The organism is Streptomyces sp. NPDC055140, assembly GCF_053607285.1.
In genome coordinates this window covers 704,651-728,211 of sequence record NZ_JBSGTG010000002.1, presented here as the reverse complement: position 1 = coordinate 728,211, position 23,561 = coordinate 704,651, and the positions used below count along the sequence as shown (strand labels likewise).

The following is a 23,561-nucleotide window of genomic DNA, read 5'->3' as shown; positions in this document are numbered from 1 at the left end:
AAAGTGCGGCGGTGCTGGTGGAGTCAGCTCACCGGACACATGGCGCTGGACATGCGGCCGAGGTCGACGTGCCGCCGACTCACCAAGGCAATTCCAGCTCGATCCATGACGGAAGCGTGTCATGGGACTTTCGGCCCAGTCCACCACTGTCCAGAGAGTGGACAAGACTGTCTCGCATCGCGGACAGGTGTGTCGCGCGTCACTGGAGGGGGCGGAATGGACCGGAGAGAAGGGGAGAGTACGGGAAGGGGCGCCGCGGTGTCCCGCGGCGCCCCTCATGTTCTTGTCCCTCTCCTACGTCCCCGGCTACGCCCCGGGCCACGGCCCCGGCGTCGCCGACTCGGGCTCCTCCTCGACCTTCGTGTCGAAGAGGCGGAACCCGCGCCGCTCGTAGTTGGCCATCGCGTGCTCACCGTCCTTGCTGCACGTGTGCAGCCAGACCCGCTTCGTCGGCGTGCGGTCCGGCCACCGCTCGGCCAGGTCCCAGGCGCGGGCCACTCCGTAAGAGAGGAGGTGACCGCCGATGCGGCGGCCCCGGAAGGCGGGGATCAGGCCGAAGTACACGACCTCGACGACGCCGTCGTCCTGCGCCTCCAGCTCGACATAACCGGCCGGGGTCCCCTTCTCGTACGCCACCCATGTCTCGGTGCCCGGACGCGCCAGGACTTCCTGCCAGCGCGCGTACGTCCAGCTCAGGCGGTCGGTCCAGAGGATGTCGCCCCCGACGGACGCGTACAGGAAGCGGCTGAACTCCGGCGAGGGCACCTCGGCACGGACGATACGGAGGTCGCCGCCCCCGGGTGCGGCGGCCGGCCGGAGGTCGGAGGGAGCGGTCTGCTCCAGGGACCAGGTGGTCACAGCGATGTTGCTCATGCACGTCAGGCAATCACGGGCCCCGCACCCTGGCCAAAGCGGTCCGCGATACGGGAAGATCCGCCCGCGCCACGCCGCCCCCCGCGCACGACGCACCTGGAGGATGTTCATGCCCCGCAGGACAACTCGCCGCACACCCCGCGGCCTCCTCGCCACGGCCATCACCACCGTGGCCCTCGCGACCCTCGCCGCCCCGGCCTCCGCAACGACCGCTCCGCAGGCAGCCGTCGGCCCACGGGGCCGGATCTTCATGGTCAACCCCGTCCAGTCGTCCGGCGACCAGACCCTCACCGACACCAAGGACTCCCCGACCGCGGTGCCCGCCTCCGCCTACACCCTGGCCGCGCTGAGGAACCTCGACGCGAGCGGCGGCCTCTCGGGCAAGTGGGTCACCGTGAGATCGAACACCGGCGGCGCCGCCTCGGTCGCCGACGCCGGCACGTACGACCGTCAGGACGACCAGTTCGAGCAGGTCATGGCCTACTTCTGGGTCAACGAGGCGCAGGAGTACCTGCAGAGCCTCGGCTTCGGCAGCGAACTGCCCGGCGCCAACGACCGCGCGCAGCCGGTCCGCATCGACCAGTGGGGCGCCGACAACTCCTTCTTCACCGACAAGAAGGCCGAGATCCGCTTCGGCAAGGGCGGCGTCGACGACGCGGAGGACGCCGAGGTCATCGTCCACGAGTACGGGCACGCCGTGCACAACGCGCAGGTCCCCGGGTTCGGCACCTCCGAGGAGGCCGGGGCCATCGGGGAGGCGTGGGGCGACTACCTCGCGGCGTCCGTCGGCGCCTACGCGGACGCCAAGTACGGCTGGCCGCACAAGACCGACCTCGCCTGTCTTGCGGACTGGGACTCTGTCTCGTACACGGCCACCGCGCCGCACTGCCTGCGCCGCCTCGACACCGGCAAGACGTACGCCGACAAGGTGGGAGAGGTGCACGCGGACGGTGAGATCTGGTCCCAGGCGCTCTTCGACATCAGGGGTGCGCTCGGCGCGCGGACGGCGGACCGCGTCATCGTCGACGCGCAGTTCGGCTTCGCGCCCGACACCAGCTTCAAGGACGCGGCCCTGACGACGGTCGCGACTGCGCAGAAGATGTACGGCAAGAGCGCGGCGGACGCCGTGCGCAAGGCGTTCCAGGCCCGCGGCATCCCCGGGGTGTGAGCCGGCGCGGGGCGGCGGCCGGGCGTCGCCCCGCGCGCACGCGAAAGAAATGACGCAGGGGCGCCGGTCGGCAGCGGATGTCCAGGAACCACCTCCGTAAGTCCATGGAGTCGCGCCCGGACGGGCGGCACGCTCTGAGCCGTCCCGCCGGGAGACTCCATCCCCTCCGGCATCCGCAACCACTCACGGAGGTACGTCATGAGACGCAGCCGCGTCAGCACCGCGCTCGTCGCTGTCTGCGCCGCCGCGACCGCCGGCGTCGCGGCCCTCGCGGCCGCCCCCGCCGCCTCCCCTTTCACGTCGCGCGCCCAACAACAGCCAGAACGACCACTTCAGGGGCATCGAGACCTGCCGCGGCTCGTTCTCCGGGGTCTGCTTCCTGCACAACACGATCTACGTCGGTGACGGCGTCAGCCAGAGCGTCGTCAACGAGAACACCACCAGCCGGCACGAGATCGCCTTCGACGACAACATCGTGGTGAAGGAAGGCGCCGGCACGGCGGCCTTCACGCTGCGCTCCGGCGGCGTCACCGCGTCCCACAACATCCTGTACGGGATCGGGGCGACGCCCGCCGACCCCGGCGGCGCCACCGCCGACCCGCTGCTCACCCGTCCGGCCACGGCCACGGGATACGGGGATGCCGCGGCCGCCTACGCCCTGCGTGCCGGATCGCCCGCACTCGGCGCGGGGGCGCCGCTCGCCGACGCGGGCACCCGCGACTTCGCGGGCAACCCGGTGGTGCCGGGAGCGGCGCCCAACATCGGTGCGTGGAACGGGAGTTCGTTGGACCGGTGACGGTCGGCGGGCGCCCTGATCCTGGTCGGGGCGCCCTACGGGGCGCTTACCGGCACCGGCGCGTTCCAGCCCTGCGTGTCCGGCCCGGCCGGCGCGAGCTTCACGCCGGAGCCCGCGCGGGCGAGGGAACGCCCGGTCGCCTGGTTCACCAGGGTCTTCTTGCCCGGGTTGTACTTCCACAGCTTGGCCGGGTCGGTGACCTTGCCGCCGGTGGCGATGTCGCCCGCGCAGTCGGCGATGCGCACGCTCTTCTTGTCGCTCGCGGTGAGGCAGTAGTTCGACGGCAGCCGGACGGTGCCGTCGGCCGCGAGGACCCAGGACTGCTCGAAGGCGCCGGGACCGTTGTTCTTGCACGCGGCGAGCGTGAGCTCCGCGCCGTCCTTGGCGGCGCCGCTCGGGGCGAGGCACTTGTCGCCGGGCGCTGAGATCTCGGCGCGCTTCGAATTGCCCAGCGCCAGACGCTGGTTGGTGCTTCCGTCGGGACGCGCGTCCACGGCGGCCGCGCACGGCGGGTTGCTCCTCGTCTTGGTCACCGAGCTGACGGCCGCGCCGGCGCCGACGGCGGTGCCGGTGGGCAGGCCGAAGTGGGCGTCCGAGTACGGCTGGTCGTAACAGGTGGCCCGCGGGTCGTTCCACTCGAAGTACTCGACCCAGTCGATCAGGCCCGTGGACTTGATGGCGGTGGCCGGCGTCTGCACGCTGCCGAGCTTGAACGACTCGCCCGTGGTCCTGTCGTGGATGGTGGCGCCGAACCAGCCGTCGCCCTCGTAGGCGACCGTGGAGGTGTAGGTGTGCCCCTCCTCCCAGTCGTGGTTCATGCGGCAGCTGGAGCCCTCGCCCTCGCCGCCGAACTGGAGGCAGTAGCTGCCCTCCGAGCCGGGCTTGCGCTCGAAGCTGTCCCACACCGAGAACAGGAACGTCGGCTTGTCGCCGCCGTTGCGCTGCATCCCGATGTAGGCGCCGTTGCCGACGTTGAAGCCGAACTGGTGGCTCCAGAAGGTGTTCGCGTTGTAGCCGGGGTCCTTCTCGACCGTCGTGGACCAGGTGACCTCGCTGAGCCCGTCGGCCGCCGACGGGAACGAGTAGTAGGTGTACGTCCCCGGGGTCGTGCCGATGGTGTCGTCCGCGTTCGCCGCGGGGGCGGAGGCCAGGCCGGCTCCGGCGGCGAGGCCGAGCGCCGCGAGGAGCGGCACGGACCGCCGCTTGAGGGAACGGGTGAAGCGTCCAGTCATCGAAAACCCTGCCTGTGATGGAGGTGGATGCGTGAAGGGAGTGCGTCGGGCTGCACTGCGCGACATGATGCGCGAAGGTGATTGAAAGCGCGTGACTTAGAGCATGATCGCGCGCGCCGGGCACATCTTGCGCCATCGGGCGGCGTGGGGCAAGAGGGAGCGCGCTGGGCCGTCACAGTGCCGAGAACGCCTCGTCCACGGCCTCGCAGGTGCGTCGGATGTCGTCCTCCTCGAGTGCGGCGGAGACGAACCAGCAGGCGAGGCCGTACACGTTGACGTGGATGCCCCGCATCAGCAGCTCGTGGCGGAAGCGCTCGTAGCGGTCCAGATCGGCGGCGAAGAGATCGCGGTAGTGGCGGGTCGGGGCGCCGTCCGCCGAGAACACGATCTGGAACATCGCGCCGACCCCCTGGACCGCGCACGGCACGCCGTGGTCGCGGGACGCCCGGAGGGCCGCCTCCATGACCCGCCGCCCCGCCTCGTCGATCCGGCCGGCGACCACGGGATCGGCGAGCTGGGTGACCGTCACCAGGGCGGCCGTGGCGCACAGGGGTGAACCGTTGTACGTGCCGCCCTGCTTGATCCGGTTGTCGCCGACCTGCTCCATGATCCCCCGGCAGCCCGCGAACGCCGAGATGGGCAGCCCGCCGCCGAGCGCCTTGGAGTAGACCGCGAGGTCGGGCACGACCCCGAAGAGGGCCTGCGCGCCGCCGGGTCCGGTGCGGAACCCCGTACAGACCTCGTCGAAGACCAGCACGATGCCGCGCCGCGTGCACTCCGCGCGCAGGGTCTCCAGGTAGCCCGGGACCGGCATCGTGCAGGCGTTGTTGGCGACGATCGGCTCGCAGATGACCGCGGCGATCCGCCCGCGGTGCGCGTCGAGGACGTCACGCAGGACCTCGGCGTCGTTCCACGGGCAGATCACCACGTCGTCGAGCACGCCCTGCGGGATCCCGCGCGAGTGCGGCTTCGCGAACGGCGCCTCGTACGGGCCGACTTCGTCCCGTGTCGACTTGCTGGACACCGCGAGCGTGTCGGTCCAGCCGTGGTAGTGGCCCTCGAACTTCACGACGACGGAGCGCCCGGTGAAGCCGCGCGCGGCTCGTATCGCGCCCTGGACCGCCTCGGAGCCGGAGTTCGCGTAGCGCACGAGGTCGGCGCACGGCACCGACTCCCGGATCTTCTCGGCGAGTTCGATCTCCGGGACGTTGCACGTGCCGAACATGGTGCCGCTCGCCAGGACCGTCGAGAGGGCGTCGGTGAGGAGCGGGTTCGCGTGGCCCAGGACGGCGCTGCCGTAGGCGAGCAGATAGTCCACGTAGGTGTTGCCGTCCACGTCCCTGATGCGCGCGCCGGAGCCGCTCTCCATGTACAGCGGATGGGGCTCCGACCCGGTGGTGGTGATGCGGGAGGAGGAGCTGGTGCCGCCCGCGAGCGACCCTCGTGCGCGCTCGAAGAGCTCGCGGCTCTTGTGATATGCCATCAATTCCTCCTGTTTTCAAGGCGTTGACAGGGATTCCGGTGGGAGTGAGACTCCATGCCCGAGAGATCCTGAAATGTTGCAGAGGGGAAAACGGACATGGTCGAGAAGGTGGCCGTCATCACCGGCGCCGGCGTCGGAATCGGTCGGGCCTGCGCCCTCGGGCTCCTGGCGCGGGGCTGGTCGGTCGTCCTCGTGGGCCGCCGCAAGGCGCTCCTCGAAGCGACGGCCGCCGATGCGGGCGGGCACGCGGACCGCGCCGTCCCGTTCGTCGCGGACATCGCCGACCCGGAGGCCGTGACGCGCTTGTTCGCCGCCGTGGGCGAGCGGTTCGGCCGCGTCGACCTGCTGTTCAACAACGCCGCCGAGACGATGCCGTACATCCCCACGGAGGATGTCGAGGCCGACGACTGGCACCGCGTCATGGGCTCGATCGCGACCGGTACGTTCCTGTGTTCCCGGGCGGCGTTCCGGATGATGAAGGAGCAGAGCCCGCGCGGCGGCCGCATCATCAACAACGGCGCCCCGTCTGCGCATGTGCCCCGCCCGGACTCGATCGCGTTCACCGCGGCCAAGCACGCCGTGGCCGGTATGACCCGCTCGCTCTCCCTCGACGGGCGTGAGCACGGCATCGCCTGCGGGCAGATCGACATAGGCAACGTGACCCCCGCCGACCGCCCCCAGCCCGCCGTCCTCCAGGCGGACGGCAGCCGGCGCGTGGAGCCGACCATGGACATCCGCCATGTCGTCGACATGGTCGCCGCCATGGCCGAGCTCCCCGTCGACGTGAACATCCAGTCCGTCACGGTGATGCCGAGCGCGATGCCCTACGTGGGCCGCGGGTAGGGCCTCTTGTCCGCCCCGTCCGGTCCGTCATCCCTGACGCCCGGCCTGCTCGGCCTCGTACTCCGTGAAGTGGTGCTCGGCGAAGAGCTCCGGCCATCCGTCGCCCGCGAGCCGGAGCTCCCGGGCGCGGGCGAGCATGTGCCGCCAGTACGGCTTCACGGGCCGCCAGCGGACGCCCGTCCGCGCGTAGGAGCTGTCGACCATGTACCGCTCACGGCTCTCCCCGTGGGGAGCCGTGCGGCGGGTGTGGAACAGGGCCGAATGGATCAACACGGTGGAGCCGGGCGGCAGTTCGCCGATGAAGACCTCGCCCGGCAGCTCGGATGTGCCGAGGTGGGCGCGGGCCGTCTTGGTGGCGATCTCGCGGTGCGAGCCGGGCAGTACGGCGAGTCCGCCGACGGAGGCGTCGAGCCCGCCGAGGTAGTGCAGCGCGTGGACCATCGTGTGGGTGCGCTCCGCCCGCGGGCCGAGCTCGTAGTCGTGGTGCCAGTCCTTGCCGGGCGCGTTCGGCGGGCGGCGGTCGCTGTGCAGGTGGTGGAAGACGAAGGGCCCGCCGATCAGCCCGGCGAGGACTTCGAGCAGCGGCGGATGGGCCAGGATCCGGCCGTGTGCCTCCATCTCCAGCTCCATCAGGGGAGGCGGCCCGTACACGCCGGGGGAGACGGCCGAGGCTATGGACCGCTGCCGCGCACCCGAGTCCACCCAGTGGTCGACCTCGGCCTTTGCACGCTCCGAGAGTGCGGCGGGCAGGAAGCCCGGGAGGACCAGATAGCCCTCCTCCTCGAACTGTCTGCGGTCCTGCGCGGTCAGAGCGGCGTCGGTTCCCATGATTCCCGTGATCCCCATTGGCCTTCCTTCAACTTGGTGCTTTTTGTGCCCTGTTGTGGGAGGTGGTCGCGCGGCGAACAGAAAGGAACCGTAGCGATAGTTGCTTGTTTTTGCACGCAGTGGCTCTCAATCGAGCAGCTTCGTGCATACTGCTGTGCGTTCCTGCAACATCCCGGGTCAGGAAGGCCAGATGCAGCAGCACTCAACCCGCACCCCACTCGTCTCCGTGGTCGTCACCTGCTTCAACTACGACCGGTTGCTGCCGCGCGCGCTCGAGAGCGTCCGGGCCCAGACGGCGGCCGACTGGGAGCTGGTGATCGTCGACGACGGCAGCACGGACACCTCGCGCGACGTCGCCCGGACCTTCGCCGCCACCCATCCCGAGCTGGCCGTGACCCTCGTGTTCACCCGCAACGGCGGCCTCGGGCGCGCCCGTAACCTCGGCATATCCGTGGCCCGCGGCCGCTACGTCGCCTGCCTCGACGCGGACGACCACTACGAGCCGCACGCCCTGGAGAAGCTCTCCGCCGCCCTGGACCGTGACCCGACCGCCGAGGTCGCCCGGCCCTACCTGCGCTCCTTCGGTGTGGAGGAGCGGATCTGGGAGTACCCGGACTACGACTTCGACGCGTCGACATCGGTGAACCAGGCGCCGTACTGCGCCATGTTCCGCCGCTCCGCGTGGCAGCGGGCGGGCGGCTACCACGAGGGCATGCCGGCATACGAGGACTGGAACTTCTGGATCGCCGTCGGGAAGCACGGCGGCCATATGACGACCGTCCCCGAGCCGCTGCTCCACTACCGCACCAGCGTCGACGGCATGTTCGCCCGCCACCGCGTCCACGACCTCGCGCTGCGTGCCGCGATCGTCTCCAACCACCCTGATGTGTACGACAGTTCGTGCCAGCGTCTGGCCCGCCGGATCCTCGCCGGGGAGAACGTCGACGAGGACCTCAAGGGGGGACCGCCGCACGCGATCTTCGCCCTCTCCTACCCGGCGAGGACCCTGCGCGGCGAGGACATCAGCGCGGACTTCGGCGCCGTGAGCTGAGCCATGGGCGAGCACATCATCGAGGCGCGGGCCCTCACCAAGCGGTTCCGCGTCGCGAGGAAACGCCCCGGGATGCGCGGGGCGCTGCGCCACCTGGTCCGCGGCGAGTGGGAGGACAGGACCGCCGTCGACGCCGTCGACCTGCGCGTGGCGCACGGCGAGAGCGTCGCCTACGTCGGCCCGAACGGCGCCGGCAAGTCGACCACCGTCAAGATGCTCACCGGCGTCCTCACCCCGACCTCGGGCCACCTGCGCGTCGCGGGCGTCGTCCCGCACGAGGACCGGGTCGCCAACGCGCGGAACATCGGCGTCGTCTTCGGGCAGCGCACCCAGCTGTGGTGGGACCTGCCCGTGCGCGAGTCGTTCCGCCTGCTCGGCGACATCTACCTGGTCCCGAGGCGGGAGTTCGACTCCCGCCTCGACGAACTGATCGCACTCCTCGGCATCGAGGACCTCCTGGAGCGGCCCGTCCGCCAGCTCTCGCTCGGCCAGCGCGTGCGATGCGACGTGGCGGCCTCGCTGCTGCACGCGCCGCCCGTCCTCTTCCTCGACGAACCCACGATCGGCCTCGACGTCTCGGTGAAGGCCCGGCTCCGCGAGTTCCTCGCCACCCTGCACCGCGAGCGCGGCGTCACCGTCGTGCTCACCTCGCACGACCTCGGCGACGTCGAGTCGCTGTGCACCCGCATCGTGCTGATCGACCGTGCGCGGATCCTCCTCGACATGCCGGTCGCGGACATGCTCGCCCGCTACGGCACACGCCGCACCGTCACCGTGAGCGGCGCGGAACGGCTCACCGCCGTGCCCCTCGAAGGGTGCTTCGACGATCGGGTGATGGTTCGTCAAATAGACGCCAACACCCTCGAGATCGGCTACGACCGCAGCACACTCGCCACCCGCGACGTGATCGCCCAGGCACTCGCCACCCTCCCCGTGGACGACATCCAGGTCGGCGCGCCCAGCATCGAGGAGATCATCCGGAACCTGTACGAGGGCGGAGTGGATGCCGCTCTCTAGGGCACCCGAGCCCGCGCGCCCCGTACACCCCGCCCCCGCGTGCCCCGTACACCCGGTACGCCCCGCCGTCCGCGCCCCCTACCGCTCGCTCTACCTCGCCTCGCTCCAGCAGGCCCTCGCCCACCGCCGCGCCGTCCTCGTCGACCTCGCGGGCAACGCCGTCTGGGCGGCCGTCCTCTACTACCTCTGGCGCTCGATCTTCGCCGGCGCCACCAGCGTCGGCGGATACTCCTGGGACCAGATGCGCACCTACGTCCTGCTCTCCTTCGCGCTCGGTCAACTCCTCGCGTTCCAGGCCGAGATGCACATGCACAGGGACATCCGCAGCGGCCAGGTCGCCCTCGACCTCGTACGCCCCGTGAACTATCCGGCGATGCAGCTCGTCAGGGCCCTCGGCGCCGGTACCCCGCACATGGCCGGCGCACTCGCAGGGACCGCGGTCATCGGCGGAGCGTTGCTGCACGCGCTGCCCCCGCACTCGCCGGCCGCCGCGCTGCTCTTCCTGCTCACCCTGGCCGTCGGGGTCGCCGTCAACGCGATGCTCTGCTTCCTCACCAGCCTGCTCTGTTTCTGGACGGAGAGCGCGTACGGCCTGATCCTGGCGCGGCAGGCCGTGACCACTTTCATGGCGGGCGGCATGGTTCCCCTCGCCCTCTTCCCGGCGCCGCTGCGCGTTATCGCCGAGTGGCTGCCGTTCAGCGCCATCGTGTCCACGCCCGTGCAGATGTACCTGGGCCGGCTCACCGGTGACGACGCCCTGCTCGCCCTCGGACGCCAACTCGCCTGGGCCGTGGTGATGTCGGCTCTGACGGTCCGGCTGTGGCGGGCGGCGCGCCGCCACCTGACCGTCAACGGAGGATGACCCGTGCCGAGCCCCAGCCTGGGACATCCCAGCCCGAGACACCCCAGCCTCAGATACCTGTCGAGCGCGGCCAAGCTGTACCGGATCAGGCTCCAGTCGCAGCTGGAGTACAAGGCGGACTTCGTGATCGGCGTGCTCGGCGCGTTCTGTCTGCACGCCGCCGGGTTCGGGACCGTGTGGATCATCCTGCGGCAGGTCCCGGACATCGCCGGGTGGACGATCTGGCAGCTGTCGGTGACCTACGCGCTCGCGATCGTCCCGCGCGGCCTGTGCGTGATGCTCTTCGACGGAGTGTGGGAGCTGCGACACCTGGTCGTGAAGGGGGAGTTCGACCAGTTCCTGACCCGGCCGCTGTCGCCGCTCCTCCAGCTGTGCACCCTGCGGGCGAACCCGGCCGGCGCGGGCGATGTCGTTCTCGGCCTGACGCTCCTCGTCCTCGCGGCGCGCCACGGAGCCTTCGCCGTGAGCGCCGGGTCCCTCGCCGTGCTCGTCGTCGCGGTCTGCAACGGCGTGGTCGTCGTCGGCGCGCTCAACCTGGCCACGAACAGCCTCGTGTTCTGGGACGGCGCGGAGCAGAACAGCGTCTCGATCCTGGTGGGCAGCACCGCCGACCTCGCCAAGTTCCCCCTCACGCTCTACGACTCCGCCGTCGCGTTCGTCTTCACGTTCGTGCTGCCCTTCGGCCTCCTGAGTTACTACCCGACGCTGGCGCTGGCTTCCGGCGGCCTCGAACTCCTCGGCCGTATCGCCCTGTTGCTCCTCGGCGGCGCGGCGACGCTGACGGTGGCCGGGCTGATCTGGCGGGCCGGTCTGCGGCGGTACCAGGGCGCGGGCTGAGCGGCCCGTACGGGCACGGCGAAGGGCCCCGCACGCCACAAGCGTGCGGGGCCCTGTTCTTGGTTCTTCACCGCGTCATGTCAGCCGCAGAGCCACTTCGCCCCGCCCCAGCTGGCATGGTCGTTGCCGTTCCCGTCGCCGCCGTCACCGACGACGAGCTCGACGTACTTGGCGCCGGAGACGTCGGCGTCCAGCTTGTACGCGCTGTCCGACGCCTTCAGGACCGGGCTCTCGGCGACCTTCTTGCCGTCCGCCAGGACACTGAACTGCACCGAGCCCGCGGTCTTCTGCGCGTCGTCGACACCCACCTGGGCGGTGAACGCCTCGCAGCCTCCGCCGAGGTAGTACTTCACGTCGGCCGGCGCGTGCGTGCCGAGGCCCTTCGGGAAGGCCGTGCCGCCGATGCTGATCGGCTGCCCGTCGCCCGAGCCGACCTCGCCGTTGGAGAGGTCCTTCTCGGGCGGCCCCCACCCGTTGTCGGCCGACACCCAGTCCATGTCGCTCACCCAGGTGTCCACGGTGGGCGGCGGGGCGAGGGTGTGGATCGAGATGCCGTCCGTGAGGGACTTGGTGTCGCCGCCCGCCTCGTACGACGCCTTGGCGGTGAGCGGGTAGCTCTTGTACTCGGCGTCCGCCGGCGGGGTGACGTTCCAGGTCGCCGTCGCCTCGGCGCCCGCGGCGACGGAGTCGAACGTCGTCGCGCCGGCCGCCTCGGCCTTCCAGCCCTCCGGCACGTCGAGCGTCACCTTGACGTTCTTGGCCGCGGTCGCCTCGTGGTTGGCGAACGCCGCCGTCACCTTGTTCGCGCTGCCGGGCTCGAGCGTCGCGTTGTCCGAGGCGAGACCGAGCGTGGCGCACGCGGTCCGCTCGTCGGTGGCGCCGAGGTCGGTGACGGTGAAGTTGTCGAGGACGAAGTCAGCGCCCTCGGGCGCGTTCTCCGCCTTGGTGAGGCCGGTCCACACGTCACCGCAGCCGCCGACGACCCGCTCGCTGAAGTGGCCGGTGGTGCGCTGCTGCGGCAGCGCGGTCCTGCGGGTGGTCACGCCGGTCGGCTCACCGCCGGTGACCGTGTCGTATCCGGTGGTCCACTGGTAGGCGCCCGCGTGGCTGTTCTGGTAGTCGAACTCCACCTTGTAGGCGTGGCCCGCCTCGAAGGGCACGGACGCGGGAGTGGTGCGGTAGACGAGGCCGTCGTTCTCCTCGTGCGACTTCAGGGACTCGCCGTCACCGATCACGTCGTCGATGAGCTTTCCGTTCCAGCCGGCCTGCGTGTACGGGGCGTGCTTCTGCGCGATGTGCGTGCGCGGGTCGTTCTCGCCGCCCGACTCGCCCTTCACGAAGGGGCCCCAGCCCTGGTCGACGGCGTCGAAGTCGTCGTGGGCGACCGTCCCCTTCTTCGTCGCGGGGTCGTTCTCCACGATCCGTACGTCGTCGAGGCCGACCTTCGCGTCGCCGTCGCCCGCCGCCGAGATCCGCAGTGTCGCGGAGCCGTTCCGGGGCGCGGTGAAGTGGACCTTGACCCGCTGGTAGTAGGTGCCGTGCCGCTCGTCGCCCGCGATGTAGTTCTTGGCCGTCGAACGGTTCACCGTCAGCTTCTCGCCACCGACGGCGATGGTTGTGGGCCGCGTCCTACCGGGCTCGACCTCGACGTTCACGGACGCGCTGTAGCCCTTGCCGGGGGTGAGGCCGGTGACGCGCTGCTCGATCGCGGCCGCCTTGCCGCCGCCGAGGGTCACCCCGCGGTGGCCGAGGGCGTCACGGTCGCCGGTGACCGGTCCGGTCTTCTTCCAGTCCGCCAGGGCGATGTCGTTGAAGCCGGGGTCCTTGACCTTGCCGCCCTGGCCCCAGTCGGGGTCGGCCTGCTGCGGCGCGTGGTCCGGGTAGAGGACGTAGGGCTGTCCGGCGGCCGCGGTCAGTGTGACCTTGCCGTCCTTCGCGGTCACGGTGGACTGCTTGACGCGGCCGTTGTCCGTCAGCTTGTAGAAGGTGAACTGCCGTGTCCCCGCGAAGGGCCGGGGCACGGTCCAGGTGCTGGTGCCGCCCTTCTTCGACCAGTGGTAGAGCTTGTCCTGCCGCTTGCTGTCCTCCGACTTCCAGGGCAGCAGATAGGAGTCGCCGTCGATCACCTTGGAGCCGCCGAGGGACACCTCGCGCCTGCCGTCGGTGACGGTGCCGCGGACGCCGCCGGTGAAGGTGACGTCGTTCTTGTCCCAGTCGGTGATGCGGTGGTGCTGGAGGAACTTCGCCGGGAGGTTGCGCTCCCAGACGTTGGCGGAGAAGTCGTTCCAGTCGTTCTCGCCGGTCCAGCCCTCGAAGCCGACCAGCGCGGTCTGGCCGAGCACCGGGTCGTCGTTCCAGACGTCCTTCTCACCGTTGCGGATGAAACGGATGATCTTCGAGTTGAGGCCCTTGTTCGTCTTGGGCCCGTAGTCGAGGTCGTTGGCCCAGTGCGACCACAGGGCCTGACGCTCGAACTTGTTGCCGAACTCAGTGGCCATGTCCCAGCCCTGGTTCTTCAGCTCCGTCAGCGTCCGGTCCGCGATCCAGCCGTGTGTGTAGTAGACGTCGACGTAGATGAGCGACAGATTGGGGTCGGTCTCGTCGCGCAGCTGCTGGAAGCGCCTCGCCAGATTTCCGCTGTTGATGTCGTGGCGCTGGTCGATGTAGTACGACTGCCCGAGCCAGTTCCAGCCCGGCTTCGACTTGTCCACCAGCTTGTCGTCGAACGCGTTCGCCTCCGCGTACGCCTCGGTGGCGTTCACGTGCACCCCGAAGGTGGAGCCCCACTTCTTGCCGGCCTTGAGCAGCTTGTTGAGGTCCTTGAGGCCGCCGGCGCGCTTGTTGATGTTGCCGCCGTAGTCGGGGTGCGCGGAGTCGTGTCCCTCGGACGCGTACCCCTTGAGGATGCTCAACTGGCCGAGCCCGTCCGTCGACAGCGAGATCCGCTTCACGTCGTCGAGCGTGCGCAGGAAGGGGTGCGTGGCCTGGCTGGCGAAGTTGTACGGGATGTGGGTGATCACCCGCTCCGGGGTCTTCTCGCCGCCCTTGACCTTGATGCCGATGTCGTGGAACGCGACGGCGCCGTCCTGCCAGTCCACCGTCTTGTCGCCGTTGACGTCGGGCGTCACGACGACCTTCGCCCAGGGCAGCTCCTTCTCGGGGGCGGGCGCGCCGTCACCGCGGTAGGTCCACTGCCCCGACCAGACACCGACGCGGACACTGCCGTCGGCACTCTTGCGGGCCTGGTGCCAGAAACGGGCGTTGTCGCCGTTGGTGGCCCCGGCGGGCTTGTCGTACGTCGAGTTGGACTCGACGGCCGCCGCGAGCGAGGCGGTGTTCACGATCGCGTACGAGGCGCCGACCGGGGACGCTTCGGGCGCGGTGGACGCCGTGACCTTGCCGAACACGTCGGCGGTGCGGGTCGAGTCGGTGTCGAGCCGGGTGAACGCGGTCTCGGCGCCGGCGTCCGCGGAGCCCACCGAGATCAGGTCGTGGCCCGGTATGTCGAGCGTGCCGAGCCGGAACGCCTCGGTGTCACGCACGGCGGTGACCTTGAAGGTGGTGGCCCGGCCCGCGACGTCGAGCGCCGCGTCGATCTCGACGCCGGGCAGATCGGGGAAGACCAGCGTGTACGCGGCCCGGTGGGCGGTGACCTCGGGCGCCGCCTTGAGGCCCACCTCGTACGCCTTGCCGTTGAGCGTGACCTCCGTGACCGGGCTCGTACTGCCGAGCAGCCGCGCGCCGCTCGCCCGGTCGGTGTAGGAGAGGACGCGCGGGAAGTCCTTGGCCACGCTCACGGACAGGGCGCCGGACGTGATCGCCACGCCGTCCCCGACCGCGTCGCCTCCGACGGAGGAGGCGTCTGCGGAGGACGCGTCCGTGGAGGAGTCGTGCGCGGAGTCGGCGAGGGCCGGGACGGCACCACCCGCCAGGGTCAGCGCGAGGGCAACACCGACGGCGCCCGAGAGGCGGCGTCTGCCTGGGGATCTGGACATGTCTCTCCCTGCTGCGACGGTGCGAACACGCACTGTCTAGTGGGCGGTCCAGGGCCCTAGGAAGCAATTTCCACCAAAGTCCAAACACCAGCGGTCGTTAGTCCAAACACAGAAGGGCAGCTTCGCCCAGGTCGGGGGCGGTGCGTGCGACTGCGGTGACCATGTTCGTTGCCTGCGCGTTTCATGCGTGAAGCTGCAAGATCTAAATAGTTACCAATCAAGTCTTGTCATCCGTCGGCAGGCTGACGCAAGATTCCGGTACCTCGCGCGCCGGGCCGCAGCCCCCGCGAGGGCCCTGTGAAACCAACCCTCGCTCGCCACTCGACGCAGGAGGTGAATGTGTCGGCCGCTGCGTCCGCATCGCCCACGCCCACATCGCAAAACCCGCCCGACCTAACGCACGAGGCACCCGGAACGTCGGGCAGGAAGAAGGCGTCCGGCACGAAGGAGACGCCGGGCAGGAAGGGGCGCAAACCCGCCGGCCGGCAGAGCCTGCGCGAGCGTCTGAGGCAGGACCGCACCCTGCTCCTGCTGTGCGTGCCGGGCATCCTCTACTTCGCGGTGTTCTTCTACCTCCCGCTCGCGGGCAACAGCATCGCCTTCCAGGACTACCAGCCCTACCTCGGCTTCAAGGGAAGCCCGCTGGTCGGCTGGGACAACTTCAAGGCCCTGCTCGAACAGCCGGAGTTCTGGACGGCCGTCTGGAACACGCTGAAGATCAGCGCCGTCCAGCTGATCCTCTACTTCCCCGCGCCGATCGCCCTCGCGCTCTTCCTCAACTCGCTGATCAGCAACAAGACCCGCCGCCTCATGCAGACGGTCGTCTACCTGCCGCACTTCCTGTCGTGGGTCGTCGTCGTCGGCATGTTCCAGCAGGTCTTCGGCGGCGCGGGCACGGTCACCAGCTACCTGAACGACCACGGCGTGCACGTCGGCAACATCATGAACAACCCCGACACGTTCATCTACCTGATCACCTCCCAGAGCGTCTGGAAGGACGCCGGCTGGGGAGCGATCATCTTCCTCGCCGCGATGGCCTCCATCGACACCTCGCTCTACGAGTCGGCGGCGATGGACGGAGCGGGCTGGCTGCGCCGCATGTGGCACATCACGCTGCCCGGTATCAGACCTGTGATGATCATGCTGCTCATCCTGCGCCTCGGCGACATCCTGTCGGTCGGCTTCGAGCAGATCCTCCTCCAGCGCGACAACGTCGGCCGGGACGCCTCCGAAGTCCTCGACACCTACGTCTACTTCCACGGCGTCGTCGACGGCGACTGGGGCATGTCCACCGCCGCCGGCCTGATGAAGGGCGTCATCGGCTTCGTCATGATCGTCCTCGCCAACAAGTTCGCGCACCGCCTCGGCGAGCAGGGGGTCTACCAGTGAGCACCGCGCCCATATCCACCACCCTGCGGCCCGAGAGCCAGGAGAGCGGGGCGAGCCGAAAAGGCCGCACCGGCAGCAGCAAGCGCCGCGGCTCCGCCGAGCGCCCCGCCTGGATGGAACAGCCCAACCCGGCCGCCCAGACGCTGAAGTTCATCGTCATCGTCGCGATGATCGTGGCGGTCGGCTATCCGTTCCTGCTCGCCATCGGCACCAGCCTCTCCTCCAAGGCCGAACTCGCCGCGAACGGCGGCTATGTGCTGTTCCCGTCGCACCCCACGCTCGAGGCGTACCGGGTGGTCCTGTCCGGCGGTGTCATCACCCGCGCCGCCGTCGTGAGCATCGGCGTCACGGTCATCGGTACGGCACTCAGTCTGCTCTGCACGATCGCGCTCGCCTACGGCCTCTCCCGGCCGCGGACCTTCGCGGGCAAGCCGCTGCTCCTGATCGTCGTCGGCACGTTCCTGTTCACGCCGGGCATCATCCCCAACTACCTGGTGGTGCAGGAGCTGGGACTGCTCGACACCTACGGGGCGATGATCGCGCCGATCCTGCTCAACGCGTTCAACATCATCGTGGTCCGGGCGTTCTTCCAGGGCATCCCGGACGAGCTGCACGAGGCGGCCCGTCTCGACGGCGCCGGTGAACTCACCATCCTGTGCCGGATCGTGCTCCCCCTGTCGAAGGCCGTCATCGCCGTGGTCGGCATGTTCTACGCGGTGACGTACTGGAACAGCTTCTTCAACGCGATGCTCTACATCAACGACCCGGACAAGCTGCCGCTCCAGGTGGTACTGCGCAGCTACGTCCTCCAGGGCGACACCTTCAACGCGAAGGCGCTCGGCGTGAGCGTGCTGCCCGCCAGCACCGCCCTGTCGATGGCCGTGCTCATCCTCGCGGTCCTGCCGATCATCGCGGTCTACCCGTTCCTCCAGAAGTACTTCGTCAAGGGCGTTCTCACCGGCGCCATCAAGGCCTGAGCCACCACCCTCAACCGCTCCTCGCCCCTTTAGGAGAGTCATGTCCTCCAGAGACTTCAACCGCCGCGGGTTCCTCGGTGCCGCGACCGTCGCCGGCCTCACCGTCGCCGGTGCCGGTTCCCTCACGGCCTGTGGTTCCGGCGCGACCTCGGGTGGTGGCGGCGCCAAGGCGTCCGCCAAGCTGAAGCTGCCGACGTACGTTCCCGCCAATGTCGCGACCCCCGACCTGCCGGGCAACGCGGCGGGCCTCGACCCGGCGTACCTGCGCTACCCCAAGAACCTGACCCGCAGCGTCACCAAGAAGCCGGGTGACGGCAAGCCGGTCACGGCCCTGACCGAGACCTTCACGACCGCGGCCCCCGCGATGAACCGCAACCAGTACTGGCAGGAGCTCAACAAGCGCCTGGGTTCCGACCTGAAGATGACGATCGTCAACGGCCTCGGCGCCGACGACGTCTACCGCGCGAAGTTCAACGCCACCATCGCCGGCGGCGACATGCCCGATCTCATGTGGTTCCCGCCGAACCAGGGCCTCAAGAACGTCCCCGCGCTCCTCGAGGCGAAGTTCCACGACCTCACCGAGTACCTGTCGGGCGACGCGGTCAAGAAGTATCCGAACCTCGCCAACATCCCCGGGTTCGCCTGGAAGACGGCCGTCTTCAACGGCAAGATCTGGGGCATGGCGGTCCCGTACGGCCGCATGGGCCAGGTCTACGTCGCGAACGAGGACTTCTGGAAGCCGGTCGGCGGCGTCCAGTTCGACAGCGCCCAGGACTTCTTCGACAAGGCGAAGGAACTCCTCGACGTCAAGCGCAAGAAGTACGTCCTCGAGCCGGCGTACGTGAACCACATCCTGCAGTTCGCCTACTGGCACGGCGCGCCCAACGGCTGGCGCACGGAGGGCGGGAAGCTCACCCACTACTTCGAGACCGACGAGTTCCACGCCGGTCTGGAGTTCGCCCTCAAGTGCCAGAAGGCGCAGCTGTTCTGGCCGGACCCGAACCTGCCGACGACCCTGGAGAAGATGGAGGGCGGGTTCCTCGGACTGCACGTCCAGTCCTTCCCCGGCTTCCTCAGCGACAGCAACCAGTACGACTGGCCGGAGAAGGTCGTCGTCCCGTTCGCCGCGGAGAAGGGGATGACCCCCAGCTGGGGCTTCGGCTACGGCTCGGTCGGCTTCACGGCCATCAACAAGGCCGTGAGCAAGGACCGTATCGACACGCTGCTCCAGGTCATGAACTACCTCAGCGCCCCCTTCGGCACCGAGGAGCGGCTCTTCCTGGACAACGGCATCGAGGGCACGCACCACACCCGGTCCAAGGACGGCGACGTGCTCCTCAACAAGAAGGGCAACGCCGAGGTCATCACCACCCGCCAGGCCATCAACTTCTTCGGCAACGCCCCCGAGACGCTGTACCTCCCGGGCAAGCCCGACATCACCCGCGGCATCCACGCGGCCCAGGTCGAGCTGATGAAGCTTGCCAAGATCAACCCGGCCACGGGCTTCTTCTCGGACACCAACGCCAACAAGGGCGCCTCCTCGACCGACACCGTGTACCAGGCCGTCAAGGACATCGTCGCCGGCCGCACCCCGCTCTCCTCCTTCAAGAAGGACATCCTGCCGACCTGGCAGCGTGAGGCGGGCAACGCGATGCGCGACGAGTTCGAGAAGGCCATCGCCGACAGCAAGTAGCGCGCCCGGCACGGCAAGCACCGCTCAGCACACCTATGCGTTCCGCACGCAGAACAGGACACCCGCACGTGGAAGACCTGCGCATCGCCGTCATCGGGCTCGGACTGCGACGGAATCTGGCGACCGCCGCGCACCGCCCCGGCAAGGGATCGGTCGTGGCGGCGGTGGCCGACCTCGACCCGCAGATCCGGGCCAAGGTCCCGGAGCTGTACGAGGGCGCGGTCGCCGTCGACGACTACCGGCGGCTCCTCGACGACCCGTCGATCGACGCCGTCATCGTCGCCACCCCCGACGACACCCATGAAGCCATCGCCTGCGAGGCGCTCGAAGCGGGCAAACCGGTCTACGTCGAGAAGCCGCTCGGCATCTCGGTCGAGCAGTGCGACACCATCCTGCGCACCGCGTACAAGACCGGCACCCGCCTCTACGTCGGCCACAACATGCGCCACATGGGCGTCGTGCGCCTCATGCGCGACATCATCGCGCGGGGCGAGATCGGCGAGCCGAAGACCGTGTGGGTACGGCACTTCGTCTCGTACGGCGGCGACTACTACTTCAAGGACTGGCACGCCGACCGCACCCGCACCACGGGCCTCCTCCTCCAGAAGGCCGCGCACGACCTCGACGTGGTGCACTGGCTGGCCGGCGGTTACACCAAGCGCGTCAACGCCCTCGGCGACCTCATGGTCTACGGGGACCTGCCGCGCCGCGAGCCGGACACCCCGCGCCCCGACGGCTGGCTGAAGGAGTTCGACTGGCCGCCGACGGAGCGCCACGACCTGCACCACGTCGTGGACGTCGAGGACGTGTCGGTGATGAACATGCAGCTGGACAACGGCGTCATAGCCGCCTACCAGCAGTGTCACTTCAGCCCCGACTACTTCCGCAACTACACGGTCATCGGCACCGAGGGCCGCCTCGAGAACTTCGGGGACAGCCCCGGCGACGAGGTCCGGGTCTGGAACACGGGCCCGACCGGCTACCGCAAGGACGCCGACATCGTGTACCGCGTGCCCGAGGCGACGGGCTCGCACGGCGGCGCCGACGAGCGCATCATCGGCGAGTTCTGCCGCTTCGTGCGCGACGGCGGCGTCACCGACACGTCGCCCGTCGCGGCCCGGATGAGCGTCGCCGCCGGTGCGCTCGCCACCCGCTCGCTGCGCGAGGGGGGCGTGCCGTACGACGTCCCGGAGCTCGAGCCGGAGCTTCTCGCGTACTTCGACGGCGGGCAACTGCCGCGCGAAGCAGGTTAGTAGCAGCCACAGCGCAGGCGTGGGCGGGCCCGTCGGAGGGGGCGGGCCTGCCCACACCTGCGTGCGCACACAGACGGTCACGTGTAGGTGCGCGGATGATCACGTCTGGATGCGGAGAACGGCGCGGGTTACGCTACGCGCGTCGCGAGGAGGAACAAGTGGGCGCACACGCCCGATGGACCCAACTGCTGGAAATTCTCGGCAATGAGGGTCATCTCGATGTCACGGAGGCGGCCGAGCGACTGGGCTGCTCCTCCGCCACGATCCGGCGCGACATGGACGAACTGGCCCGGCAGTCCCTGCTGACCCGCACGCGCGGCGGGGCCGTGGTGAGCTCCGTCGCCTACGACCTGCCGCTGCGCTACAAGACGGCCCGCAAGGCGGACGAGAAGCAGCGGATCGCGAAGGCGGTCGCCGAACTCGTGCCGTCGGGCTCCGTCGTCGGCATCAACGGCGGCACCACTACCTCGGAGGTGGCCAGGGAACTGGCCGTCCGCACCGACCCGGGCGGCACGTCCGGCGGCGTCGCGCTCACCGTCGTCACCAACGCGATCAACATCGCCAACGAGCTGGCGATCCGTCCCCATGTGAAGATCGTCGTCACGGGCGGCGTGGCCCGGCCGAGCTCGTACGAACTCGTCGGCCCGCTCGTCACGTCCGTCCTGCAGAGCCTCGCCCTCGACTACACGATCCTCGGCGTGGACGCGGTCCACCCGCACTTCGGCGCGGCCACCCACGACGAGTCGGAGGCCAGCGCGAACCGCTCGCTCGCCGAACGCGCGGGCACGGTCATCGTGGTGGCCGACTCCTCGAAGCTGGGCCGCCGGGCGTTCGCCCAGGTGTGCGCGCTGAACGCGGTGTCGATCCTGGTGACGGACAAGGACGCCCCCGAGGCGCTGGTCGAGGAGATCACGGCGCAGGGCATCGAAGTCATCTGCGTGTGACCGGGCGCCCGTAGGGCCTGTTGTGGCGGGCGCCCGGTCACGTCTGCATCAACTGGCAGTTGTCCAGCGCTGGTTGGCGCCGCCCGAGCAGGTGTACGTGATCAGCTGGGTGCCGTTCGCGCTCCCGCCGCCCTGGGCGTCCAGGCACTTGCCCTGGTTGACGAGGGTGTCCCCGGAGCGCTGCCACTGCTGCGCGGCCGAGCCGTTGCACGTGGACAGCTGCACCGAACTCCCGCTCACCGTCATGCACTTGTAGAGAGCGCGCACGGTGCCGTCGTGGGCGAGGACCCAGTTCTGGTTGTTGCCGCCGCCGCACGTCCACAGTTCGAGCGGGGTGCCGTCGGCGCTCCCGCCGCCGGTGATGTCGACGCACTTGGCGCTGCTGCCCGTGATGTCGCCCGAGGCGGAGTTGCCGGTCGCGTCGTCGTGCACGCTGCCCCCGGAGACCTGGGTGACCTTGGCGTACTGGGTGCAGGTGCTGCTCGTGGACGTCGAGCTGACGGAGGCGGTGACGGCGGAGCCGCCCGTCGATGTGCCCTTGGGCAGATCGAAGCGGGCCCGCGAGTAGGGCTCGTCCTCACAGGTCGCCGAGTTGCTGTTCCAGTCGAAGTACTCGACCCAGTCGACCATGCCGCCCGCGCTGATCCGGGCGCCCGAGCCGACCTGGAGGCTGCCCAGGACGAAGGAGGTGCCGGCCGTGACATCGGAGATGGTCGCCTTGTACCAGCCGTCGGTCGTGTCGGGGGAGATGCGGTACGTGTAGTGATGCCCCGCCTTGAACGCCTCGTTGTAGCGGCAGGTGTACCCGGTGCCCGACTCGTCGAAGGTCTGGCAGTACGTACCGGCCGAGCCCGCCTTCGCCGCGGTGGAGCCCCACAGGGAGAACAGGAACATGCCGGTGCCGGTGCGCCAGCGCTGCTGGCCGACGTAGCCGCCGACGCTGTTGGTGAAGTCGAACTGGTGGGCCCAGTAGACGTTTCCGCGGCCCGGGTCCGCCTCGACCGTCGTACCCCACGTGGCCTCGGTGAGGGCCGTCGTACCGGACGGGAAGCCGTAGTTGGTGTAGGTGCCGGGGGTCTGCCCCGCGGCCTGGGCCGGCGCGGACAGGCCCAGAGTGGCGGCGACCGCGACGACTGCGGTCACGCAGACGGATCTGATTGATCTGATTGATCTGAAGCGACGCACAGGTTCCTCCTGAACGGTGGGGGAGGGAGGTGCTTGCAGATATGTGCTTGTGCTCGTGCTCGACAAGAGAGTGGCCGCGGTGCGTGGGTAAGGGCATGGACTTCTGGAGCGCGCACATGGACTCTCGGCGGAGTTCGACGAGGTTGGCTGATCTCAAATGCTTGAAAACGCGCTATAACTTGCACAACCAAGCATGTGCTGGGATGTGAGGGTGCGCCATGAGCCATATCGAGAACGAGCTGTACAGCCAGCCCGAGTGCTGGGACCGGGCGGCCGAACTGGCCCTGAGCCGGGGCGCGTTGCTCCCCGAACCGGGCGAGCGGGTCGCCGTCGTCGGCTGCGGCACCTCGCTCTTCATGGCGCAGGCCGCCGCCGCGCTGCGCGAGGACGCCGGCCACGGCGAGACTCACGCCCACCCGGCCTCGGAGTTCCCGGCCGGACGCCACTACGACCGGGTCGTCGCCCTGACCCGCTCGGGCGCCACCACCGAGGTGCTCCGCCTCCTCGCCGGGCTGCGCGGACGCGTCAGGACCACCGTGATCACCACGGACGCCGCGACCCCGGTGGCCTCGGCCGCCGACGACGTGCTCGCACTCGACTTCGCCGACGAGAAGTCCGTCGTGCAGACCCGCTTCCCGACCTCGGCCCTCACCCTGCTGCGCACCCACTTCGGGCTGCACTCGCAGGATGTCGTGGACGACGCGCACGACGCGCTCGCCGAGCCGCTGCCCCCGTGGCTCGTCGGCTGCACACAGTTCACGTTCCTCGGCCGGGGCTGGACCGTGGGGCTCGCGGGCGAGGCGGCCCACAAGATGCGCGAGAGCCAACTCCCGTGGACCGGCGCCCATCCGGCCCTGGAGTACCGGCACGGCCCGATCAGTGTCTCGACCCGCGGCACGGTCACGTGGATGCTCGGCGAGGCGCCCGCCGGCCTAGCCGACGAGGTGCACGCCACCGGCGGCATGTGGGTGGCCGGCGGCCTCGACCCGCTGGCCGAACTGGTACGGACGCAGCGCCTCGCGGTGGCGGTCGCCGTGGCCGGCGGCCGTAACCCGGACCGGCCCCGCCACCTCACGCGCTCGGTGATCCTCGCCCGGGTCTGAGAGGTCAACTCCGCCTGGGGGAACCGCTGTTG

General features: G+C 69.6%; 20 protein-coding genes. 13 read left to right on the top strand and 7 right to left on the bottom strand.

The window, feature by feature from the left end:
- Window positions 1-23: 23 nt before the first annotated feature.
- Window positions 24-107: a putative leader peptide gene (locus ACWFR4_RS07065; RefSeq protein ID WP_324902501.1), complete on the bottom strand. Its 84-nt coding sequence runs from the start codon at window positions 105-107 to the stop codon at window positions 24-26.
- A 199-nt stretch (window positions 108-306) separates the two neighbouring features.
- Window positions 307-873 carry a GNAT family N-acetyltransferase gene (locus ACWFR4_RS07060; protein WP_453651276.1) on the bottom strand — a complete coding sequence of 189 codons (567 nt, stop codon included), beginning with the start codon at window positions 871-873 and terminating at the stop codon, window positions 307-309.
- A 109-nt stretch (window positions 874-982) separates the two neighbouring features.
- Here ACWFR4_RS07060 and ACWFR4_RS07055 point away from each other — a divergent pair, with 109 nt between their 5' ends.
- Window positions 983-2,041, top strand: coding sequence for a M4 family metallopeptidase (locus ACWFR4_RS07055; RefSeq protein WP_453651274.1), 1,059 nt, complete (start codon window positions 983-985; stop codon window positions 2,039-2,041).
- A 475-nt stretch (window positions 2,042-2,516) separates the two neighbouring features.
- Entirely contained in the window at window positions 2,517-2,837 is a 321-nt protein-coding gene (locus tag ACWFR4_RS07050; RefSeq protein ID WP_453455468.1) for a hypothetical protein, read from the top strand.
- Between the two features lie 35 nt (window positions 2,838-2,872).
- On the opposite strand, the gene ACWFR4_RS07045 is transcribed toward ACWFR4_RS07050, so the two are convergent.
- On the bottom strand, window positions 2,873-4,069 hold the full coding sequence (locus ACWFR4_RS07045) for a DUF3472 domain-containing protein (RefSeq protein ID WP_453455465.1): 1,197 nt from the start codon (window positions 4,067-4,069) through the stop codon (window positions 2,873-2,875).
- 172 nt (window positions 4,070-4,241) lie between these two features.
- Window positions 4,242-5,552 (bottom strand): aspartate aminotransferase family protein, encoded by a 1,311-nt coding sequence (locus ACWFR4_RS07040; RefSeq protein ID WP_453651272.1) that lies wholly within the window; start codon window positions 5,550-5,552, stop codon window positions 4,242-4,244.
- 96 nt (window positions 5,553-5,648) lie between these two features.
- Here ACWFR4_RS07040 and ACWFR4_RS07035 point away from each other — a divergent pair, with 96 nt between their 5' ends.
- Window positions 5,649-6,395 (top strand): SDR family oxidoreductase, encoded by a 747-nt coding sequence (locus ACWFR4_RS07035; protein ID WP_453651271.1) that lies wholly within the window; start codon window positions 5,649-5,651, stop codon window positions 6,393-6,395.
- 27 nt (window positions 6,396-6,422) lie between these two features.
- On the opposite strand, the gene ACWFR4_RS07030 is transcribed toward ACWFR4_RS07035, so the two are convergent.
- Window positions 6,423-7,241: a phytanoyl-CoA dioxygenase family protein gene (locus ACWFR4_RS07030; RefSeq protein ID WP_453651269.1), complete on the bottom strand. Its 819-nt coding sequence runs from the start codon at window positions 7,239-7,241 to the stop codon at window positions 6,423-6,425.
- 172 nt (window positions 7,242-7,413) lie between these two features.
- Between ACWFR4_RS07030 and ACWFR4_RS07025 the strand changes: the two genes are divergently transcribed.
- From ACWFR4_RS07025 to ACWFR4_RS07010, 4 genes are read left to right on the top strand one after another with little or no spacing between them, the layout of a single operon-like run.
- The gene (locus ACWFR4_RS07025; protein WP_453455457.1) at window positions 7,414-8,274 is read left to right on the top strand and encodes a glycosyltransferase family 2 protein; all 861 of its coding nucleotides are present in this window, start codon (window positions 7,414-7,416) and stop codon (window positions 8,272-8,274) included.
- A 3-nt stretch (window positions 8,275-8,277) separates the two neighbouring features.
- The gene (locus ACWFR4_RS07020) at window positions 8,278-9,291 is read left to right on the top strand and encodes an ABC transporter ATP-binding protein (RefSeq protein ID WP_453455454.1); all 1,014 of its coding nucleotides are present in this window, start codon (window positions 8,278-8,280) and stop codon (window positions 9,289-9,291) included.
- Entirely contained in the window at window positions 9,278-10,153 is an 876-nt protein-coding gene (locus ACWFR4_RS07015) for an ABC transporter permease (protein ID WP_453455451.1), read from the top strand. The genes ACWFR4_RS07020 and ACWFR4_RS07015 overlap by 14 nt, the downstream gene beginning before the upstream one ends.
- 3 nt (window positions 10,154-10,156) lie before the next feature.
- Complete coding sequence (locus tag ACWFR4_RS07010) at window positions 10,157-10,990, top strand: ABC transporter permease (protein WP_453651268.1); 834 nt, start codon at window positions 10,157-10,159, stop codon at window positions 10,988-10,990.
- A gap of 80 nt (window positions 10,991-11,070) precedes the next feature.
- On the opposite strand, the gene ACWFR4_RS07005 is transcribed toward ACWFR4_RS07010, so the two are convergent.
- Entirely contained in the window at window positions 11,071-14,985 is a 3,915-nt protein-coding gene (locus tag ACWFR4_RS07005; RefSeq protein WP_453651266.1) for an endo-alpha-N-acetylgalactosaminidase family protein, read from the bottom strand.
- A gap of 339 nt (window positions 14,986-15,324) precedes the next feature.
- Here ACWFR4_RS07005 and ACWFR4_RS07000 point away from each other — a divergent pair, with 339 nt between their 5' ends.
- The 5 genes from ACWFR4_RS07000 (at window position 15,325) to ACWFR4_RS06980 (ending at window position 21,241) form a co-directional block, all read left to right on the top strand.
- Window positions 15,325-16,374 (top strand): ABC transporter permease, encoded by a 1,050-nt coding sequence (locus tag ACWFR4_RS07000; protein WP_453455442.1) that lies wholly within the window; start codon window positions 15,325-15,327, stop codon window positions 16,372-16,374.
- A 113-nt stretch (window positions 16,375-16,487) separates the two neighbouring features.
- Window positions 16,488-17,351: a carbohydrate ABC transporter permease gene (locus tag ACWFR4_RS06995; RefSeq protein WP_266569114.1), complete on the top strand. Its 864-nt coding sequence runs from the start codon at window positions 16,488-16,490 to the stop codon at window positions 17,349-17,351.
- Between the two features lie 40 nt (window positions 17,352-17,391).
- Window positions 17,392-19,044: a hypothetical protein gene (locus ACWFR4_RS06990; RefSeq protein ID WP_453651264.1), complete on the top strand. Its 1,653-nt coding sequence runs from the start codon at window positions 17,392-17,394 to the stop codon at window positions 19,042-19,044.
- A gap of 68 nt (window positions 19,045-19,112) precedes the next feature.
- Window positions 19,113-20,297, top strand: coding sequence for a Gfo/Idh/MocA family protein (locus tag ACWFR4_RS06985; RefSeq protein WP_453651262.1), 1,185 nt, complete (start codon window positions 19,113-19,115; stop codon window positions 20,295-20,297).
- A gap of 158 nt (window positions 20,298-20,455) precedes the next feature.
- On the top strand, window positions 20,456-21,241 hold the full coding sequence (locus ACWFR4_RS06980; RefSeq protein WP_453455434.1) for a DeoR/GlpR family DNA-binding transcription regulator: 786 nt from the start codon (window positions 20,456-20,458) through the stop codon (window positions 21,239-21,241).
- Window positions 21,242-21,289: 48 nt separating this feature from the next.
- Here the strand turns inward: ACWFR4_RS06980 and ACWFR4_RS06975 are convergent, their stop codons facing one another.
- Window positions 21,290-22,384: a ricin-type beta-trefoil lectin domain protein gene (locus tag ACWFR4_RS06975; protein ID WP_453651261.1), complete on the bottom strand. Its 1,095-nt coding sequence runs from the start codon at window positions 22,382-22,384 to the stop codon at window positions 21,290-21,292.
- Between the two features lie 260 nt (window positions 22,385-22,644).
- On the opposite strand from ACWFR4_RS06975, the gene ACWFR4_RS06970 reads away from it, so the two are divergent.
- Window positions 22,645-23,529, top strand: coding sequence for an SIS domain-containing protein (locus tag ACWFR4_RS06970; RefSeq protein WP_453651259.1), 885 nt, complete (start codon window positions 22,645-22,647; stop codon window positions 23,527-23,529).
- Window positions 23,530-23,561: the final 32 nt, after the last annotated feature.

Coding starts and splice junctions, on each gene's coding strand:
- ACWFR4_RS07015 (WP_453455451.1), top strand. CDS start 9,278: ATGCCGCTCTCTAGGGCACCCGAGCCCGCGCGCCCCGTACACCCCGCC.
- ACWFR4_RS07030 (WP_453651269.1), bottom strand. CDS start 7,241: ATGGGGATCACGGGAATCATGGGAACCGACGCCGCTCTGACCGCGCAG.
- ACWFR4_RS07025 (WP_453455457.1), top strand. CDS start 7,414: ATGCAGCAGCACTCAACCCGCACCCCACTCGTCTCCGTGGTCGTCACC.
- ACWFR4_RS07055 (WP_453651274.1), top strand. CDS start 983: ATGCCCCGCAGGACAACTCGCCGCACACCCCGCGGCCTCCTCGCCACG.
- ACWFR4_RS07035 (WP_453651271.1), top strand. CDS start 5,649: ATGGTCGAGAAGGTGGCCGTCATCACCGGCGCCGGCGTCGGAATCGGT.
- ACWFR4_RS07005 (WP_453651266.1), bottom strand. CDS start 14,985: ATGTCCAGATCCCCAGGCAGACGCCGCCTCTCGGGCGCCGTCGGTGTT.
- ACWFR4_RS07020 (WP_453455454.1), top strand. CDS start 8,278: ATGGGCGAGCACATCATCGAGGCGCGGGCCCTCACCAAGCGGTTCCGC.
- ACWFR4_RS06970 (WP_453651259.1), top strand. CDS start 22,645: ATGAGCCATATCGAGAACGAGCTGTACAGCCAGCCCGAGTGCTGGGAC.
- ACWFR4_RS07040 (WP_453651272.1), bottom strand. CDS start 5,552: ATGGCATATCACAAGAGCCGCGAGCTCTTCGAGCGCGCACGAGGGTCG.
- ACWFR4_RS07045 (WP_453455465.1), bottom strand. CDS start 4,069: ATGACTGGACGCTTCACCCGTTCCCTCAAGCGGCGGTCCGTGCCGCTC.
- ACWFR4_RS06990 (WP_453651264.1), top strand. CDS start 17,392: ATGTCCTCCAGAGACTTCAACCGCCGCGGGTTCCTCGGTGCCGCGACC.
- ACWFR4_RS06995 (WP_266569114.1), top strand. CDS start 16,488: ATGGAACAGCCCAACCCGGCCGCCCAGACGCTGAAGTTCATCGTCATC.
- ACWFR4_RS07065 (WP_324902501.1), bottom strand. CDS start 107: ATGGATCGAGCTGGAATTGCCTTGGTGAGTCGGCGGCACGTCGACCTC.
- ACWFR4_RS07060 (WP_453651276.1), bottom strand. CDS start 873: ATGAGCAACATCGCTGTGACCACCTGGTCCCTGGAGCAGACCGCTCCC.